The organism is Arthrobacter hankyongi, assembly GCF_022012395.1.
GTDB lineage: Bacteria > Actinomycetota > Actinomycetes > Actinomycetales > Micrococcaceae > Crystallibacter > Crystallibacter hankyongi.
In genome coordinates this window covers 113,967-129,948 of the sequence record NZ_JAKLTQ010000014.1, presented here as the reverse complement: position 1 = coordinate 129,948, position 15,982 = coordinate 113,967, and the positions used below count along the sequence as shown (strand labels likewise).

The window sequence follows — 15,982 nt, the reverse complement described above, 5'->3', positions numbered from 1 at the left end:
GGAGGAAAACGGTTGTTCCCATGCCGCCAGGTCCTCCTCGGTCATCGGGTCGAGGACGTTGGCGGGGACCGACCCCTTGAGGAACCCGAGCCGGCGCTGGGCCGGGGGATGGATTTTTACCAAACGGGCGACGGGGCGGCCCGCTTTGGCAATGACGACATCCTCGCCGTTTTCAACCAGGTTCAACAGCTCGGAGAACCGTGTCTTGGCATCCTGGACGTTGTACTGTCCCAGGTTGACCAAGTCTAGTTGGTCAACCTCCGCCATGACCGGTCCCGGCACCGCCTGTGGAGGACCATTCAAGCGCCGCAGGAGCGTCCTCAAGCGGGGTTCCTCCCGCTCCGGGAGGAACCCCGCCCGCTACGGCTTGCGGGCCAGGATTTCCCCGTTCGGGATGAGGAACCAGCCGTCGGGGGTCTTTGCCCAGTCCAGCCATCCTTGCGCGATCCGCTCAAGTCCGGCCTGGTCCGCCAGGCCGCGTTCCAAGGCCTGCTCCGCATAGGCCGAATGCAGGACGCGCTCGGACCAGACATTGCCCTGCCAGGCGCGTTTTTCCTCTGTCGCGTATAGCCAGTTGGATGAGGACGGTTCGATGTCGCGCAGGCCTGCGGCAAGCGCCCAGGACACCAGATGGCGCCCCGCATCCGGCTCGGCATGGTTGCCGCGGGCGATCTGCTGGTAGGTCTCCATCCACTCGTCGAACTCGGGCATGGCCGGGTACCAGCTCATCCCGTGGAAGTCCGCGTCGCGCACGGCAATGATGCCGCCGGGCTTGGCCACGCGGCGCATCTCGTACAGCGCGGCGACCGGATCGGCCAGGTGCTGCAGCACCTGGTGGGCGTGGACGACGTCGAAGGTATCGTCGTCGTACGCCAGATCGTAGATGTTGCCGCTGGCGAAGGTGGCGTTCTCGATGCCGCGTAGGGCGGCCAGCTCGGCCGCCTGCTCGAGGACGTCCTCGGAGCGGTCCAGCCCGGTCACTTCCCCCGGCGCTACCAGTTCGGCCAGGTCGGCCGTGATGCTGCCCGGACCGCAGCCGACGTCCAGCACGGACATGCCCGGCTTCAGGTGCGGGAGCAGGTAGGCGGCGCAGTCCGCTGCGGTGCGGATGGCGTGGGCATTGACCACGCTGCGATGATGCCCGTGGGAATAGACCTCGTTCTTCATGTCTGGAGGTTACTCCGCATGTACCCGTAGGGCGTAGCACGACGCTGCCACTGTTGCGCGGGATGAAATCCCCCTGTCGGCGGCACCTTGCGCGGCCTATACTTCGCCGGTCGTGCGCCGTTCCGGCGGCTTCCGGCCACAAACTTGAGCCGACTACACTCAAGTATTGTTGACATCTCCGGCGGGCCGGGTAAACTTGAGTGCAGATCGCTCAATACGGCCGTCTGCCGGCCAACGATGAAAGGACATGCATATGTCGCGTGCAGTAGGTATCGACCTCGGAACCACCAATTCCGTCGTCTCGGTTCTGGAAGGTGGCGAACCCACCGTCATCGCCAACGCCGAAGGTAGCCGCACCACCCCGTCCGTGGTGGCGTTCTCCAAGTCCGGCGAAGTGCTGGTCGGCGAAATCGCCAAGCGCCAGGCTGTGAACAACATCGAACGGACCATCGCCTCGGTCAAGCGCCACATGGGCACCGACTGGTCCGTCAGCATCGACGATAAGAAGTACACCGCGCAGGAAATCTCCGCCCGTATCCTGCAGAAGCTCAAGCACGACGCTGAGGCCTACCTGGGTGAAAAGGTCACCGATGCGGTGGTCACCGTCCCGGCCTACTTCAATGACGCCGAGCGCCAGGCCACCAAGGAGGCCGGCGAGATTGCCGGCCTGAACGTGCTGCGCATCGTCAACGAGCCTACCGCCGCGGCGCTGGCCTACGGCCTGGACAAGGGCAAGGAAGACGAGCTCATCCTGGTCTTCGACCTCGGCGGCGGCACCTTCGACGTGTCCCTGCTGGAAGTGGGCAAGGACGAGGACAACTTCTCCACCATCCAGGTGCGCGCCACCGCCGGTGACAACCGGCTCGGCGGCGACGACTGGGACCAGCGCGTCGTGGACTACCTGCTCAAGCAGGCCAAGGCCAAGGGGGCGGACCTGTCCAAGGACCGGATCGCACTGCAGCGCCTGAAGGAAGCAGCCGAGCAGGCGAAGAAGGAACTGTCCTCCGCTTCCTCCACCAACATCTCGCTGCAGTACCTCTCCGTCACCCCGGAGGGCCCGGTCCACCTGGACGAGCACCTGTCCCGTGCGAAGTTCCAGGAACTGACCGCGGACCTGCTCGACCGTACCAAGAAGCCGTTCCACGATGTCATCACCGAAGCGGGCATCAAGGTTTCCGACATTGACCACATCATCCTGGTCGGCGGTTCCACCCGTATGCCGGCCGTTTCGGACCTGGTGCGGGAAATGGCCGGCGGCAAGGAGCCGAACAAGGGCGTGAACCCGGACGAGGTTGTGGCCGTTGGTGCCGCCCTGCAGGCCGGTGTGCTGAAGGGCGAGCGCAAGGACGTGCTGCTCATCGACGTCACCCCGCTGTCCCTGGGGATCGAAACCAAGGGTGGCGTGATGACCAAGCTGATCGAGCGCAACACTGCGATCCCGACCAAGCGGTCCGAGACCTTCACCACGGCCGATGACAACCAGCCGTCGGTGGCCATCCAGGTCTTCCAGGGCGAGCGCGAGTTCACCCGGGACAACAAGCCGCTGGGCACCTTCGAGCTGACCGGCATTGCCCCGGCGCCGCGCGGCGTACCCCAGATCGAGGTCACCTTCGACATCGACGCCAACGGCATTGTCCATGTCTCCGCGAAGGACAAGGGCACCGGCGCCGAGCAGTCCATGACCATCTCCGGCGGCACCGCGCTGTCCAAGGATGACATCGACCGCATGGTCCGCGACGCCGAGGAGCACGCCAACGAGGACAAGAAGCGCCGCGAAGCGGCGGACCGCCGCAACTCGGCCGAACAGTTGGCGTACTCGGTGGACAAGCTGCTCACCGACAATGAGGATAAGCTCCCGGAGAACGTGAAGACCGAGGTCAAGGCCGACGTCGACGCCCTGAAGAAGGCCCTGGAGTCGCAGGACAACGACGACGAGGTCAAGGCCGCGTTCGAGAAGCTGCAGGCGTCCCAGACCAAGCTTGGCGAGGCGATCTACTCCCAAGCGCAGTCCGCCGACGGTGCCTCCGCGAACCCGGGCGCAAGCGCCGGCGCGGGTGCCGGCACCTCCGGAGCCGACGAGGACATTGTCGACGCCGAGGTTGTCGACGAGGACGAGAAGAAGTAGCCATGCCCCACCACGGAAACGAGGAAGAGCACTCGGCGGCTGCCGGCCAGGAACCGATCGAAATCCGGGACAACCGGAAGATCGATCCGGCCACGGGCAAGGTCCGGGCGAACCCGGACGATGCCGCCCACGAGGAAGTCCGGCCGGTGGACGAAGCCCACGATACGGGTGATGCACTGGCCCAGGCCGAGCAGATCCTGAACGAGGCCTCTGCCGGTGCCCCGGAACAGGACCTGTCCGCGGAACTGCGCAACGACCTGCTCCGCCTTCAGGCGGAGTACGTCAACTACCGCAAGCGTGTCGAACGGGACCGTGCGGTGGCCGGTGAATCGGCCGTGGCCGGCGCGCTGAACGCGTTGCTGCCGGTTCTGGATGACATCGAAGCCGCCCGCCAGCACGGCGACCTCGCAGACGGGCCGTTCGCCGCCATCGCCACCAAGCTCGAAACGGTGCTTACCGGCCTCGGGCTTGAGCGCATCGGGGATGCCGGCGTGGAGTTCGACCCGACCGTCCACGAGGCGCTGATGCAGCAGTCCAGCGCGGAGGTCAGCACCGACACCGTGCAGCAGGTTCTGCGTTCCGGGTACAAGGCTGGAAGCCGGACGCTGCGCGCGGCGCAGGTGATCGTGGCAGTGCCGGAATAATCCCCTCACGGGCCGTGTGCGGCCCACCTTGAGGGCGGGGTTGGCCTTCGGCCGGCGGCAACGAGACTTCCGCAGGCGCAGAGCGCCTTTGGAAGTATTAAAGCCGCCTTTCCCGAAGGCCAACCCCGCGTTGTTCCGCCAGCACGGCACAGCGGCGGTCATCATAGACTTTGAACTACACCGATAAGGAGGCGCCTGGATGGCTAGCCAGGATTGGGTCGAGAAAGACTTCTACAAGATCCTTGGTGTCTCCAAGGACGCTTCCGAGGCGGATATCAAGAAGGCCTACCGGAAGCTGGCCCGGAAATACCACCCGGACACCAACGCCGGCGACGAATCTGCCGAGAAGATGTTCAAGGACGTGTCCGAGGCCTACTCCGTCCTGTCCGACCCGGAGGAACGCCAGCAGTACGATGCGATCCGGGCCATGGGCAGCGGAGCGCGCTTCAGCGCCGGCGGTGCCGGCGGGCCCGGTGCCGGTGGTTTCGAGGACGTTTTCGGCAACCTGTTCGGCCAGGCCGGCCGGGGGCGGTCCAGCGGCGGATTCGGCGGTGGCAACATCCCGCCGGAGTTTGCCGACCTGTTCGGCGGGGGCTTCGGCGGTTATGAGCAGCAGGCTCCGCCGCGCAAAGGCGCCGACCGTACGGCCACGACCACCATCTCGTTCGCAGGTTCGATCAACGGCACCAGGATCGGCCTGCGCGAGCCGTCCGGCGAAGTCATCGACGTCCGGATTCCGGCCGGGATCCGGGACGGGCAGAAGGTGCGTGTCCGGGGCAAGGGACAGCCGGGTCCGGCCGGCAACGGCGACCTGATGGTCACCGTCAACGTCCAGCAGCATCCGTTCTACACCCGCGACGGCGACAACCTGCGCATCCATGTGCCGGTGACCTTCGCCGAAGCGGCTCTGGGCGCCCAGATCGAGGTACCCACGGTCACCGGGGAGACCGTGAAGGTCAAGATCCCGGCCGGCACGCCGTCGGGCCGGACGCTGCGGGTCAAGGGCCGCGGGGTCCAGACATCGAAGGGCACCGGAGACCTGCTGGTGACGATCGACGTCGTGGTACCGCAGAACCTGAACAAACAGGCCGAGGACGCGGTGAAGGCCTTCGCCGAGGCCACCGCGGATGCGGATCCTCGGCACAACCTCGCCGCCAAGGCCAGGTTGTAAGCCGGATCGTGGAGGGACATCAATGAGCATTGACCGCAATGCGCCTATTTTTGTGATCTCCGTGGCAGCCGAACTGGCGGAGATGCATCCGCAGACGCTGAGGCAGTACGACCGGCTGGGGCTGGTATCCCCGTCCCGCCAGGCCGGCCGCCAGCGGCGCTATTCGCAGCAGGACGTGGATTCCCTGCGCGAGGTGCAGCGGCTGTCCCAGGAAGGCGTGTCCCTGGAAGGCATCAAGCGCATCCTCGAACTGGAGCACCAGGTCGCCGCACTGCAGGCACGGGTCAAGGAGCTGGGCGCGGAACTGGAGGACGCCAAACGGCGGGAGCTGCTGGAAACCAGCAGGATTTTCGCCGCGGGCCTGGCCGGCGACGTGGTCAGTCTGGCCCGCGGCCAGCGGCCGCGTCCGCGCACCCAGGCCGTGATGGTCTGGCGCCCGCAGCAATAGCATCCGGTTCCGGCGTCCCGGCCGCATCGGACCGGCCTTCCGGTCCGCCGGCACCACGCCCGGCCAGCTCCATGGCGGCGGTGATCCGTGCGGCCAGCGCCGCGCCCACCCCCGGGATATCCTGCAGCCGCTCCGGTGCCGCGGCGCGGACGCCGCACGGGCCGCCCAACCGCTTGAGGATCAGCCGGGCCAGTTCCAGGCTGCTGGTGGTCCGGTTCCCCGAACCGATGACCAGGGCCAGCAGTTCGGAATCGCGCAGCCTGCCCGGGCCCAGCCGCTGAAGCCGTTCCCGCGGGCGGGCGGCGGCAGGCAGATCCGCGATGCTGGTGTGCCGTGTCATGGCCCCAACCTAGTCCGGACCATTGCCGGCCTCGTGCCGGCAACGGTCCGCTGTGCACAAGTCAGGCTTCGGGCCGCCTGTGCAGGACGAGTGGCCAGGGCGCCGGACCCGGGCGGGGAACGGCCACCGGACCTGGGGATCCGGCTGCTACTTGATCATTTGCCCGTCGGGGGCCACCACGTAAAAGACCTCGTTCACGTCTTGGCCGGTGGTATCCCCGGGGGCCGTGTCCTTGACCCAGAGGTAGATCGGCATCCCGTTGATGGTGATCTGCTTCTTGCCCTCGGGCGTGGGGATAGTGCCCACGGCGCCGGTGACGCCCTCGACCTTCGGGTTGTCGCTTTCGGTCAGCACCGGCGGCCAGGCCGCGATGCATTCACCGGTGCAGTTGCTCTTGCCCGAATCCTTGACGTCTTTGGTGAAGTAGTAGACCGTCATGCCCTTGGCATCCACTACGATTTTGCCCAGCTTGGAATCGGCAACCTTGAGTTCGGCGCTTCCCTGCGGTACCGACGACGGCGACGCCATCGACGGCGTGGCCGGAGCCGGGGCCACCGACTGCGTGGCCGGGGCGCTGCCGGAGTTTCCGCCCGAAGCGCAGCCGGTGAGTCCAATGAGGCCTGCCGCCAGGATGACGGCCGCGCCGCTGAGATTGAGCTTCATGACGTGTGTTTCCTTACCATCGACCGGATTGTCCCCGGGTGCGCGGTCCGCCGGATGCGTGCCGCTACCTGCAAAGACGTAGCCGCAAGCGGCAATGGTTCAGCAGCAGGCCGGAAAATCTTGACCGGCCTGCGCGGGCGTCCATCCCACGGAACTTCCAAGCACCCTCATGTGTACTGGCCGTCCGGGCGCTGAACCTTTTTGGGGCGAGTGCGCGTTCCTATTGTTAGGGGCCGTCCGCTGCCGGCGGCCAGGCCAGGAGGTCGTCCATGCCCATGGAGGATGAAGCCGTCACGCAGTTGTACCGTGATCATGCGGTGGCCCTGCGGCGGTTTGTGCTGGCAGCCATGTCGAATCCGGACCAGGCCGAGGACGTGGTGCAGGAAACGATCCTGCGGGTGTGGCGGCGCGGCGCGGATCCCGAGAACCTGCGCGGCTACCTCTACCAGACGGCCCGGCACGTGATCATCGATGAATACCGCCGGCGCTCCAGACGGGTGAAGGAAAGCGGCGAGCCGGAGGAGGAGCTGGCCGCGGCGGACCAGGTGGACCAGTTGCTGCTGCGGGTTCTGATGGAGGAAGCACTGCGGCGGCTCAGCCCGGAGCACCGCAACGTCATCCTGGCCCTGTACTACCAGCGTCTCACCGCCGCGGATGCGGCCAAAGCCTTGAAGATCCCGCTGGGCACGGTGAAGTCCCGTGCCTTCTATGCCGTGAGGGCACTGCGGGCCGTGCTGGACGAGATGGGAGTCGAACCGTGACGGAGGGCCACGAGGACCTGCGCCAGTTGCTCGGGGTGTACGTCCTCGGCGGCATTGAGCCTGGCGAGCGTGCCTTGCTGGAGCAGCACCTGGCCGGCTGCCCGCTGTGCCGGGAGGAGCTGGCGGGCCTGCAGTCCCTGCCGGACGCGCTGAGGGCCCTGCCGGTTCAGGACGCGATGGCGCTGGCGGTGCCTGCCCCCGAACAGACGCAGCAGGCAGGGCAGCGGCTGCTGGCCGAACTGGCCCGGCGGCGCCGGCACATGCGGTGGCGGATGGCGGCTGTGGTGGCCGGTGTCGCTGCGGCCTGCCTGGTCATCGGCGCCGTCGCCGGCCCGTTGGTGCTGCGTCCGAAGCAGGACATGGAGACCTACAATATGACGGCGTCCTCCGGGCTGCAGGTGGAACTCGACCTGGTCCACCGGGCGTGGGGCACGGAACTGGCGGTGGACGGCGCGCATTTGCCGGCCGAGGGTGTGCTCTCCCTGTGGCTGACCGACCGTACCGGTGTCGACTGGCAGGTGGCCACCTGGCAGGCGACGCCGACGGGGAAGGCCAGGCTCGTGGCATCGACGGCGACGATGCCCGACGACATCACCTGTGTGGAGATCCGCAACGCGCGCGACATCCCGGTGGCTGCCGTCTATATGCACGACTGAGCGCCGGTGGCGCTACCGGCGCCTGAACGTGAGGTCGAAGATCATCCGGCCCGCCTTGTGCGCCTTCTGCTCGAAGCTGGTCAGGGCGCGGCCCTCGAAGCGCGGCGCCCAGCCGCCGGCGGTGTCCAGTCCCTCGCCTTCGCTGGCATTTCCGGTGCTGACCGGAACCCTGCCTTCGCGCACCGGGGCGCCGCCCACCACCTGTTCGACGCCGCTGGCCCACACCCGGGTCAGCGGACTGTCCGGCCCGGTGCGTTCACCATCATGCACGTTCACGAAGTCTGCGGAGGCCTGGCCTACATCGCGCATCTGGATGGCGTAGGAAGACCAGTCGGTGGCGAGCCGCCACAGGCCCCCCGGCCGCAGGACCCTGGCGGCGGCGTCGGCAAAGCTGTCCTGGACCAGGCGGCGCTTGATATGCCGGGTCTTGTGCCAGGGGTCGGGGAAGAAGACCCAAAGCTCCGCCACGGACCCGGGGGCCAGCATGGTGGCCAGCACCTCGGGGGCGTTGGCCTGCACCACCCTCACATTGTCCAGATGGTTTTGGCCGATCCTCAGCAGCGTTTGCGCCAGTCCGGGCCGGTAGACCTCCACCGCCAGGAAGTTCCAGCCGGGATGCTCCACGGCGGCGTGGCAGACTGCCTCGCCGAGTCCGGAACCGATTTCGACGACGAGCGGCGCCTCACGTCCAAAAGCGGCAACGGGATCGAAGACATAGTCCGGATCCACCGAGGTGTCCGACTCACGGCGGGGGACATCCACCACGAATTCGCCGGCATACAGGTCCCAGGCCTGCTGCCGCCGGCCCTGCAGCCGGGAGCCGCGGCGGACAAAGCTGAACGGCTGGCCGCGGGGCGCTGCCGCCGGCTCGGCGGCGGGCTGTTCGGTGGGCGGAAGCTCGGGGGTGCTGGACAAGTCGGTCATCCCTTCCAGCCTAGCCGCACAGGGCCCGTGGGCAGGGCGGACGGCCGCTACTGGTAGAATTGGTTTACTTGGAACACCATCGTGGCACCGTGCCGCCGGTGTTCCCTGCGTCGATGAACGCATGCAATCTTCTCCCGCAGCTCCGGAGACCGCACCTGAGTGCCGCCCGGAACCTTGCGGTTGACGCTGTCTGGCTTTTCTTCGGCGACCCCCTGGTCCATACCGGTGCCGGGGCCACTGACCGAAAGTACCTTCCAGGAATTATGACTACTTCTACTGCCGTGCGCTCTTTCAAGGACCTCGGCGTCGCCAAGCCGCTCGTTGCCTCGCTGGCCGCCAACGGCATTACCGAACCGTTCCCCATCCAGGTCGAAACCCTGCCGGACACCCTTGCCGGGCGCGACGTCCTCGGCCGGGGCCGCACCGGCTCAGGCAAGACCCTGGCGTTTGCGCTGCCGCTGGTCTCCCGGCTGGCCGAGCAGGAAGCGGCCTACCGCCGCCGGCCTGGCCGGCCGCTCGGCCTGGTGCTGGCCCCCACCCGCGAGCTGGCCACCCAGATCAATGCCACCATCGAACCCCTGGCCGGCGAACTCGGCCTGAACACCACCGTGATCTATGGCGGCGTGTCCCAACAGCGCCAGGAAAAGGCCCTGCGTGCCGGCGTCGACATCGTCGTGGCCTGCCCCGGCCGGCTCGAAGACCTGATGCGGCAAAAGATCCTCACCCTCGAGTCGGTGGAGATCACTGTGCTGGACGAGGCCGACCACATGGCCGACCTGGGTTTCCTCCCGGTGGTCCAGCGGCTGCTGGCCGCGACCCCGGTGCAGGGACAGCGGATGCTCTTTTCGGCCACCTTGGACAATGGCGTGGACAAGCTGGTCAAGCGCTTCCTCGCCAACCCGCTGACCCACTCGGTGGATGATCCGCAGGCGGCAGTCACCACGATGGAACACCATGTGCTCGTTGTGGCGGACCAGACCGTGAAGCGGCAGTTGGTCCAGACCCTGGCCTCCGGGCAGGGCCGCCGGGTGCTCTTCACCCGTACCAAGCACCACGCGCGCAAGCTGGCCAAGACCCTGACCGACGCCGGCATCCCGGCGGTGGATCTGCACGGCAACCTCTCGCAGAACGCCCGCGACCGCAACCTGGCCGAATTCGCGTCCGGCGAGGTCCGGGTCCTGGTGGCCACCGACGTTGCCGCGCGCGGCGTCCACGTGGACGAGGTGGAGCTGGTGGTCCACGTGGATCCGCCTACGGAGCACAAGGCCTACCTGCACCGCTCCGGCCGCACCGCCCGGGCCGGTTCCGAAGGCACCGTGGTGACGGTCGCCGTGCCGGAGCAGAAGCTGGAAGTGGGCAAGATGATGAAGTCCGCCGGTGTCGAAGTGGCCTTCGAGACGGTGTCGCCCGGTTCGGCGCTGGTGGCCCGGCTGGTCGGCGATATCGCGGCCAAGGTGGACCCGCAGCAGCGCAAAGCCGCCGCCGAGGCCAGCCGCCGGGCCGTGAACCACGGACAGGGCAAGTCCACCGGTGCCAACGCCCAGCGCAAGCGGGCCGCCCGCAGCACCGGCCGGCAGCAGGCTCCGCGCGGCGCCTCCGGCCGCACGGAACAGGCTCCGGCCCGGTCCGCCGGTGCCGGGCGTACCGGCCGTCCGGCTGCCGAGGCCGGCCGCCGTCCGGCCACCGGCCAGCGTGCAGCGGGTTCGACCCAGCGTGCCGCCGGACAGGCCCAGCCGCAGGGCGGCCGGAACGAACAGCGGGGGACGGCGGCGCCGTCGTCCTCCCCGCGCCGCGGAAACCGCCGGGCCGGTGCGCCGGCCAGCAACGCTCGCCGCGCCCGCTGACGTCCCGGAACCCGCCCGCGGAGCAGAGCTCCCGGGCGGGTTCGCCATTTCCGGGGCCGGGTCCGGGACACCCCTGATGGCGCGGTGCCGCACGAGGGGCCAGAATGTCGGGTATGAAGACGATCCTGAACGTTATCTGGCTCCTGTTCGGCGGCATCTGGCTGGCGCTGGGCTACTTCCTGGCGGGCGTGGTCTGCTGCCTGCTGATTGTCACCATTCCCTTTGGCATCGCCTCGTTCCGGATCGCCGGCTACGCGCTGTGGCCGTTCGGCCGGACCGTGGTGGACCGCGGCGGCCGCACCTACCTGATGTCCACGCTGGGCAATATCATCTGGCTGCTGGTGGCCGGGATCTGGATCGCCATCGGCCATGTCCTGACGGCCATCGCCCAGGCCATGACGATCATCGGGATTCCGCTGGCCATCGCCAACCTGAAGATGATTCCGATTTCGCTGACCCCGCTGGGCAAGGTGATTGTGCCTTCGGACCAGGCATACTCGGTATACGGCCGCCAGTACGGTCCGCGGCTGGTGCGCTGAGCTCCGGCTATTCGATCTGGAAGCGGCGTATGTCGCCCAGCCCCAGCCGGCGGCGTGCCGTGGGTTCGATGGGGAACCGCCGTCCGGTGATTTCCCCGGGTACAAGCCGCACGAAGTTGTCCTTTTCGCCGCGCTGCCACGGAAAGAGCGGGAGCAGGGCCGAGGCGAGAACGTCTTCGATGCTGGTCATCCGCTCCGCACTGGCCTTGACCACCACGCTCCAGGCCGTGGCGCTGGAGGGATCGAAGCCGTCCACCTCGAACGCGACCGGGGCCCCGGCGAGGGCGGCATCGAGCTTGGTGCCTGGCGCGGTGCGGAACACCACCGTGCCGTGATCCACCACGTAATTGATCGGAAAGAGCTCCGGATGGCCGCCGACAATCACCGCCAGGCGGCCGAATTCGGCATCGCGGCAGATTTCCCAGCACTGGCTGGCGGAAAGGATCTCGATGTTCGGGGCATCGTCGCGCTCGTCCATAGGCCTAGTGTATTGAGCGCCCCCGTGCAAGGGTAGGTGCGGCCGTCCCTGCGGCCGTGCGGGAGAATTTCGGCGTCGCGCCGGTGAAATGTGACTAGGATTGTGCTGGAATAACCCTCATAGCTCACCAGCTATGTAGTCGCCGGGCCAGGTTGACGTCCGCTGCTGTTTTGCAGGTGGCAACTGGCCCTTAATCCAGGAGGCTGTCTCCATGCTGGAACTTTCACCGGACCTATCAGGGGAATGGCGTTTCGACCCGACTCACACGCGCATTGGCTTTTCCACCCGCCACGCGATGGTGACCAAGGTCCGTGGGGCCTTCAACGATATCGAGGGGATCGCCTACGTTGACGTGGAGGAACCCTCGAATTCGAAGGTCAGCGTGAAAATCAAGGTTGCCAGCATCGATACCCGCAATGCCCAGCGCGACGAACACCTGCGCACCAATGATTTCTTCGATGCCCCCAATTTTCCGTACATTACCTTCGAAAGCACCCGGATCGACCAGGTGGGGGACACCAGCTTCATCGTCAACGGCAACCTGACCATCCGCGGCGTCACCCAGGAAGTGGGCATGCCCCTCGAGTTTATGGGCGTGGAGCGGGATCCGTCCGGCCAGCTGCGCGCCGGCTTCGAAGGAACCCGCCGGATCGACCGCCAGCAGTTCGGCGTCAAATGGAACACGGCGCTGGACTCGGGCGGGCTGCTCGTCTCGGACAAGATCACCCTCGAGTTCGAGGTCTCGGCCATCAAGGTCGAAAAGAGCTAGCCGCAGGGGCCGGCTAGAGTTGTCGGCCCCAGTTGAGCACGTAGCCGTCCTCATAGCCGGCTGCTTCCTCCGCGCCCTGCTGCGGGTCGAGGACGAATCCCAGCCCCAGGACCAGGCGGACCGCCGCCCGGTCCTGCGGGTGCACCCGGGCCAGGATCGGCGGCAATTCGAAGAATTCATTTGCCTGGCCGACGACGGCGGCCGCGGCTTCGCGGCCGAGGCCCCGGCCGCGGGCCCGGTGCTCGAGCAGGCAATGAAGCTGCAGTACCGGTCTGCCGTCCCGCAGGATCCGGCCGACCCCCGCGAAGCCGATGACCCGGTCGCGGCCGCGCAGGCGCACGGTGTAACGGCCTGCGTCGTGCTGCTCCCAGTGCCGGTCCCAGCGCTGGAAAATCCCCTCGGCTTCCTCCCGCCAGGTCAGCGCCTCCGCGGATCCGGCCGGTGTGCTGCGCCGGTCGGCGAGGATCCTGAGCATGTCGTCCAGGTCCTCCGGCACGGGCCGCCGCAGGGCCAGCCGCTTAGTGTGCAGCACCGGGTCCATGCCGCGGCCGGGGTGCCGGAATCGGGGATGCCATGCCCCCAGCCTAGCGTTCGCCGCTAGTGCCGAGGGTCCCGGCCCGAGCCTGCCGAGGGGGAGGAGGCGGCTTGTCGCTGGCGTTCGCCGGTGGCGCTTTCCGCCGGCTGCCGGCGGTGCCACGATGGGATAGGAGCACCGCGATGCAGTTCGGGAACAGCTTTACTTCCAAACCTGAGCCAATTACACTCAAGTTAATTGCTTTCAAATTTGTTAGGCACCTGCCTGAAGGGAGCTCGCTTTGGACGCCAAATTCACCACCAAGAGCCAGGAGGCGCTGTCCGCCGCGGCCATGAACGCCTCGACGGCAGGCAATCCGCAGATCGAGCCCGCACACCTGCTCAAGGCCCTGATGGACCAGCGCGACGGCGTGGCGGTAGCCCTGCTGAAGGCCGCCGGAGCGGCCCCCGATGCCGTGAGCGTGCAGGCCAGTTCGGCCATCAAGGCGCTGCCGTCGTCGTCGGGCTCTTCGGTGGCGCAGGCTCAGTCTTCCCGCGCCTTCCTCAAGGTGATCTCCGTCGCCCAGGCGGAAGCGGAAAAGCTGGGGGATTCCTTCGTGTCCACCGAACACCTGCTGCTGGGACTGTCTGCGGACAGCGGCCCGGTGGGTGGCATCCTGCGGGACGCCGGCGCTTCGCATGAAGCGCTGCTGGCGGCCCTGCCCGGGGTGCGGGGGGACCGCAAGGTGAGCAATGCGGACCCGGAGAACACCTTCCAGGCGTTGGAGAAATTCGGCACCGACCTGACCGAAATCGCGCGCTCGGGCAAGCTGGACCCGGTGATTGGCCGTGATGCCGAAATCCGCCGGGTGATCCAGGTGCTGTCCCGCCGGACCAAGAACAACCCGGTGCTGATCGGCGAGCCGGGCGTCGGCAAGACCGCCGTTGTCGAAGGACTGGCCCAGCGCATCGTGGCCGGGGATGTGCCCGAATCCCTGCGCGGCAAGACCCTGATCAGCCTGGACCTGGGTTCCATGGTGGCCGGTGCCAAGTACCGCGGCGAGTTCGAGGAACGGCTCAAGGCGGTCCTCGAGGAGATCAAGAATTCCGACGGCCAGATCGTCACCTTCATTGACGAACTGCACACCGTGGTCGGAGCCGGGGCCGCGGAGGGTTCCATGGACGCGGGCAACATGCTCAAGCCCATGCTGGCCCGCGGCGAGCTGCGCATGATCGGTGCCACCACGCTGGACGAATACCGCGAGAACATCGAGAAGGACCCCGCGCTGGAGCGCCGTTTCCAGCAGGTCTTCGTAGGCGAGCCGAGCGTGGAGGACACGATCGGCATCCTGCGCGGCCTAAAGGAGCGCTACGAGGCCCATCACAAGGTCTCCATTGCCGACTCGGCGCTGGTGGCCGCGGCGACGCTGTCCAACCGGTACATCACCGGACGCCAGCTGCCGGACAAGGCCATCGACCTGGTGGACGAGGCCGCCTCCCGGCTGCGGATGGAGATCGACTCCGCGCCGGAGGAAATCGACCAGCTGCGCCGTTCCGTGGACCGGCTCACGATGGAGGAAATGGCGCTCAAGGGCGAGGCCGACGAGGCGTCGCGCGAGCGGCTGGAGGCACTGCGGGCGGACATGGCGGACAAGAAGGAACAGCTGGCGGCGCTGAACGCCCGCTGGGAGGCCGAGAAGGCCGGGCTGAACCGTGTGGGCGAGCTACGGGCCAAGCTGGACGAGCTGCGCAGCCTGGCGGACAAGGCCCAGCGCGATGGCGACCTGGCCGAGGCCTCCCGGATCCTGTACGGGGAAATTCCGAGCCTGCAGCACGAACTGGATGAGGCCCAGGCCGCCGAATCGCAGGATGGCAAGAAGGACCTGATGGTGGCGGAGGATGTGACCGCCGACGACATCGCCGAGGTCGTCTCGGCCTGGACCGGCATTCCGGCCGGGCGCATGCTGCAGGGCGAGTCGCAGAAGCTGCTGCACATGGAGCAGGCCATCGGGTCCCGGCTGATCGGCCAGCAGAAGGCCGTGGCTGCCGTCTCGGACGCGGTCCGCCGTGCCCGCGCGGGGATCAGCGATCCGAACCGGCCCACCGGCTCGTTCCTTTTCCTGGGTCCGACCGGCGTGGGCAAGACGGAGCTGGCGAAGGCGCTGGCGGACTTCCTGTTCGACGACGAACGCTCGATGGTGCGCATCGACATGAGCGAGTATTCCGAGAAGCACTCGGTCTCCCGCCTGGTCGGCGCCCCTCCGGGCTACGTCGGCTACGAGGAAGGCGGCCAGCTGACCGAGGCGGTCCGCCGCCGGCCCTATTCGGTGATCCTGCTGGACGAGGTCGAGAAGGCCCATCCCGAGGTCTTCGACATCCTGCTGCAGGTGCTCGACGATGGGCGGCTCACGGACGGCCAGGGGCGCACGGTGGACTTCCGCAACGTGATCCTGGTGCTCACCTCCAACCTGGGCAGCCAGTACCTGGTCGACCAGACGCTGACCGACCAGCAGAAGCGGGATGCGGTGATGGCAGTGGTGAACTCCAGTTTCAAGCCCGAGTTCCTCAACCGGCTGGACGAGGTCATCATGTTCGACCCGCTGAGCCTGGAGGACCTGACCCGGATCGTGGACCTGCAGGTACAGGCCCTGGCCGCCCGGCTGGGGGAGCGCCGGCTGACCCTGGAGGTCACGGATGCGACGCGGGAATGGCTGGCCCTGACTGGCTTCGATCCGGCGTACGGCGCCCGCCCGCTGCGGCGGCTGGTGCAGCGCGAGATCGGGGACCGGCTGGCGCGCGGCCTGCTGTCCGGGGAGATTTCCGACGGCGACACGGTGCTGGTGGACCGCGAGAGCGGCACGCTGGAGGAGCCGGCCGAAGGGCTGGTGGTCCGGGCCAAGTAGCCGCACGTGCCGGCTGGCCGCCGGCGGGGCCTGCGGG

At 67.6% G+C, this 15,982-nt stretch carries 17 protein-coding genes; 10 read left to right on the top strand and 7 right to left on the bottom strand.

Annotated elements, in window-relative coordinates:
* Together LVY72_RS16905 and LVY72_RS16900 are read right to left on the bottom strand one after the other, a co-directional pair.
* The coding region (locus LVY72_RS16905) for a type II toxin-antitoxin system Phd/YefM family antitoxin (RefSeq protein WP_237822986.1) at positions 1-267 on the bottom strand (267 nt) is incomplete at its 3' end.
* A 93-nt stretch (positions 268-360) separates the two neighbouring features.
* Complete coding sequence (locus LVY72_RS16900) at positions 361-1,167, bottom strand: class I SAM-dependent methyltransferase (RefSeq protein ID WP_237822984.1); 807 nt, start codon at positions 1,165-1,167, stop codon at positions 361-363.
* 253 nt (positions 1,168-1,420) lie between these two features.
* Here LVY72_RS16900 and dnaK point away from each other — a divergent pair, with 253 nt between their 5' ends.
* The 4 genes from dnaK to LVY72_RS16880 all read left to right on the top strand — a co-directional run bounded on the left by dnaK (position 1,421) and on the right by LVY72_RS16880 (position 5,555).
* On the top strand, positions 1,421-3,292 hold the full coding sequence (gene dnaK, locus LVY72_RS16895; RefSeq protein ID WP_237822982.1) for a molecular chaperone DnaK: 1,872 nt from the start codon (positions 1,421-1,423) through the stop codon (positions 3,290-3,292).
* 2 nt (positions 3,293-3,294) lie between these two features.
* Positions 3,295-3,936 (top strand): nucleotide exchange factor GrpE, encoded by a 642-nt coding sequence (locus LVY72_RS16890; protein ID WP_237822980.1) that lies wholly within the window; start codon positions 3,295-3,297, stop codon positions 3,934-3,936.
* A gap of 199 nt (positions 3,937-4,135) precedes the next feature.
* The gene (locus tag LVY72_RS16885) at positions 4,136-5,107 is read left to right on the top strand and encodes a DnaJ C-terminal domain-containing protein (protein ID WP_237822979.1); all 972 of its coding nucleotides are present in this window, start codon (positions 4,136-4,138) and stop codon (positions 5,105-5,107) included.
* A 22-nt stretch (positions 5,108-5,129) separates the two neighbouring features.
* The gene (locus LVY72_RS16880; protein WP_237822976.1) at positions 5,130-5,555 is read left to right on the top strand and encodes a heat shock protein transcriptional repressor HspR; all 426 of its coding nucleotides are present in this window, start codon (positions 5,130-5,132) and stop codon (positions 5,553-5,555) included.
* Here the strand turns inward: LVY72_RS16880 and LVY72_RS16875 are convergent.
* Both LVY72_RS16875 and LVY72_RS16870 read right to left on the bottom strand, forming a co-directional pair.
* Positions 5,485-5,895, bottom strand: coding sequence for a UPF0758 domain-containing protein (locus LVY72_RS16875; RefSeq protein WP_237822974.1), 411 nt, complete (start codon positions 5,893-5,895; stop codon positions 5,485-5,487). The two genes, LVY72_RS16880 and LVY72_RS16875, sit on opposite strands and share 71 nt — an antisense overlap.
* A 147-nt stretch (positions 5,896-6,042) precedes the next feature.
* Positions 6,043-6,558: a COG4315 family predicted lipoprotein gene (locus LVY72_RS16870; RefSeq protein WP_237822972.1), complete on the bottom strand. Its 516-nt coding sequence runs from the start codon at positions 6,556-6,558 to the stop codon at positions 6,043-6,045.
* 269 nt (positions 6,559-6,827) lie between these two features.
* On the opposite strand from LVY72_RS16870, the gene LVY72_RS16865 reads away from it, so the two are divergent.
* Both LVY72_RS16865 and LVY72_RS16860 read left to right on the top strand, forming a co-directional pair.
* Positions 6,828-7,319 carry a sigma-70 family RNA polymerase sigma factor gene (locus tag LVY72_RS16865; protein ID WP_237822969.1) on the top strand — a complete coding sequence of 164 codons (492 nt, stop codon included), beginning with the start codon at positions 6,828-6,830 and terminating at the stop codon, positions 7,317-7,319.
* Positions 7,316-7,975, top strand: coding sequence for an anti-sigma factor family protein (locus tag LVY72_RS16860; protein ID WP_237822967.1), 660 nt, complete (start codon positions 7,316-7,318; stop codon positions 7,973-7,975). Before LVY72_RS16865 ends, LVY72_RS16860 begins: the two co-directional genes overlap by 4 nt.
* A gap of 12 nt (positions 7,976-7,987) precedes the next feature.
* Here the strand turns inward: LVY72_RS16860 and trmB are convergent, their stop codons facing one another.
* Complete coding sequence (gene trmB, locus LVY72_RS16855; protein ID WP_237822965.1) at positions 7,988-8,899, bottom strand: tRNA (guanosine(46)-N7)-methyltransferase TrmB; 912 nt, start codon at positions 8,897-8,899, stop codon at positions 7,988-7,990.
* A 263-nt stretch (positions 8,900-9,162) separates the two neighbouring features.
* Between trmB and LVY72_RS16850 the strand changes: the two genes are divergently transcribed.
* Together LVY72_RS16850 and LVY72_RS16845 are read left to right on the top strand one after the other, a co-directional pair.
* Positions 9,163-10,743, top strand: a complete 1,581-nt coding sequence (locus LVY72_RS16850) for a DEAD/DEAH box helicase (protein ID WP_237822963.1) — start codon at positions 9,163-9,165, stop codon at positions 10,741-10,743.
* A 113-nt stretch (positions 10,744-10,856) separates the two neighbouring features.
* Positions 10,857-11,282 carry a YccF domain-containing protein gene (locus LVY72_RS16845; RefSeq protein WP_237822961.1) on the top strand — a complete coding sequence of 142 codons (426 nt, stop codon included), beginning with the start codon at positions 10,857-10,859 and terminating at the stop codon, positions 11,280-11,282.
* A gap of 7 nt (positions 11,283-11,289) precedes the next feature.
* On the opposite strand, the gene LVY72_RS16840 is transcribed toward LVY72_RS16845, so the two are convergent.
* Positions 11,290-11,760 carry a pyridoxamine 5'-phosphate oxidase family protein gene (locus LVY72_RS16840; protein WP_237822959.1) on the bottom strand — a complete coding sequence of 157 codons (471 nt, stop codon included), beginning with the start codon at positions 11,758-11,760 and terminating at the stop codon, positions 11,290-11,292.
* Positions 11,761-11,971: 211 nt separating this feature from the next.
* Here LVY72_RS16840 and LVY72_RS16835 point away from each other — a divergent pair, with 211 nt between their 5' ends.
* Positions 11,972-12,529 carry a YceI family protein gene (locus tag LVY72_RS16835; RefSeq protein ID WP_237822957.1) on the top strand — a complete coding sequence of 186 codons (558 nt, stop codon included), beginning with the start codon at positions 11,972-11,974 and terminating at the stop codon, positions 12,527-12,529.
* Between the two features lie 13 nt (positions 12,530-12,542).
* On the opposite strand, the gene LVY72_RS16830 is transcribed toward LVY72_RS16835, so the two are convergent.
* Entirely contained in the window at positions 12,543-13,061 is a 519-nt protein-coding gene (locus tag LVY72_RS16830; RefSeq protein WP_237822956.1) for a GNAT family N-acetyltransferase, read from the bottom strand.
* A 283-nt stretch (positions 13,062-13,344) separates the two neighbouring features.
* On the opposite strand from LVY72_RS16830, the gene clpB reads away from it, so the two are divergent.
* Positions 13,345-15,945: an ATP-dependent chaperone ClpB gene (gene clpB / locus LVY72_RS16825; RefSeq protein ID WP_237822954.1), complete on the top strand. Its 2,601-nt coding sequence runs from the start codon at positions 13,345-13,347 to the stop codon at positions 15,943-15,945.
* Positions 15,946-15,982: the final 37 nt, after the last annotated feature.

Excerpts from the sequence above, each read along its gene's own strand:
- LVY72_RS16900 (WP_237822984.1), bottom strand. The coding sequence starts at position 1,167 with ATGAAGAACGAGGTCTATTCCCACGGGCATCATCGCAGCGTGGTCAAT.
- dnaK (WP_237822982.1), top strand. The coding sequence starts at position 1,421 with ATGTCGCGTGCAGTAGGTATCGACCTCGGAACCACCAATTCCGTCGTC.
- LVY72_RS16890 (WP_237822980.1), top strand. The coding sequence starts at position 3,295 with ATGCCCCACCACGGAAACGAGGAAGAGCACTCGGCGGCTGCCGGCCAG.
- LVY72_RS16885 (WP_237822979.1), top strand. The coding sequence starts at position 4,136 with ATGGCTAGCCAGGATTGGGTCGAGAAAGACTTCTACAAGATCCTTGGT.
- LVY72_RS16880 (WP_237822976.1), top strand. The coding sequence starts at position 5,130 with ATGAGCATTGACCGCAATGCGCCTATTTTTGTGATCTCCGTGGCAGCC.
- LVY72_RS16875 (WP_237822974.1), bottom strand. The coding sequence starts at position 5,895 with ATGACACGGCACACCAGCATCGCGGATCTGCCTGCCGCCGCCCGCCCG.
- LVY72_RS16870 (WP_237822972.1), bottom strand. The coding sequence starts at position 6,558 with ATGAAGCTCAATCTCAGCGGCGCGGCCGTCATCCTGGCGGCAGGCCTC.
- LVY72_RS16865 (WP_237822969.1), top strand. The coding sequence starts at position 6,828 with ATGCCCATGGAGGATGAAGCCGTCACGCAGTTGTACCGTGATCATGCG.
- trmB (WP_237822965.1), bottom strand. The coding sequence starts at position 8,899 with ATGACCGACTTGTCCAGCACCCCCGAGCTTCCGCCCACCGAACAGCCC.
- LVY72_RS16850 (WP_237822963.1), top strand. The coding sequence starts at position 9,163 with ATGACTACTTCTACTGCCGTGCGCTCTTTCAAGGACCTCGGCGTCGCC.
- LVY72_RS16845 (WP_237822961.1), top strand. The coding sequence starts at position 10,857 with ATGAAGACGATCCTGAACGTTATCTGGCTCCTGTTCGGCGGCATCTGG.
- LVY72_RS16840 (WP_237822959.1), bottom strand. The coding sequence starts at position 11,760 with ATGGACGAGCGCGACGATGCCCCGAACATCGAGATCCTTTCCGCCAGC.
- LVY72_RS16835 (WP_237822957.1), top strand. The coding sequence starts at position 11,972 with ATGCTGGAACTTTCACCGGACCTATCAGGGGAATGGCGTTTCGACCCG.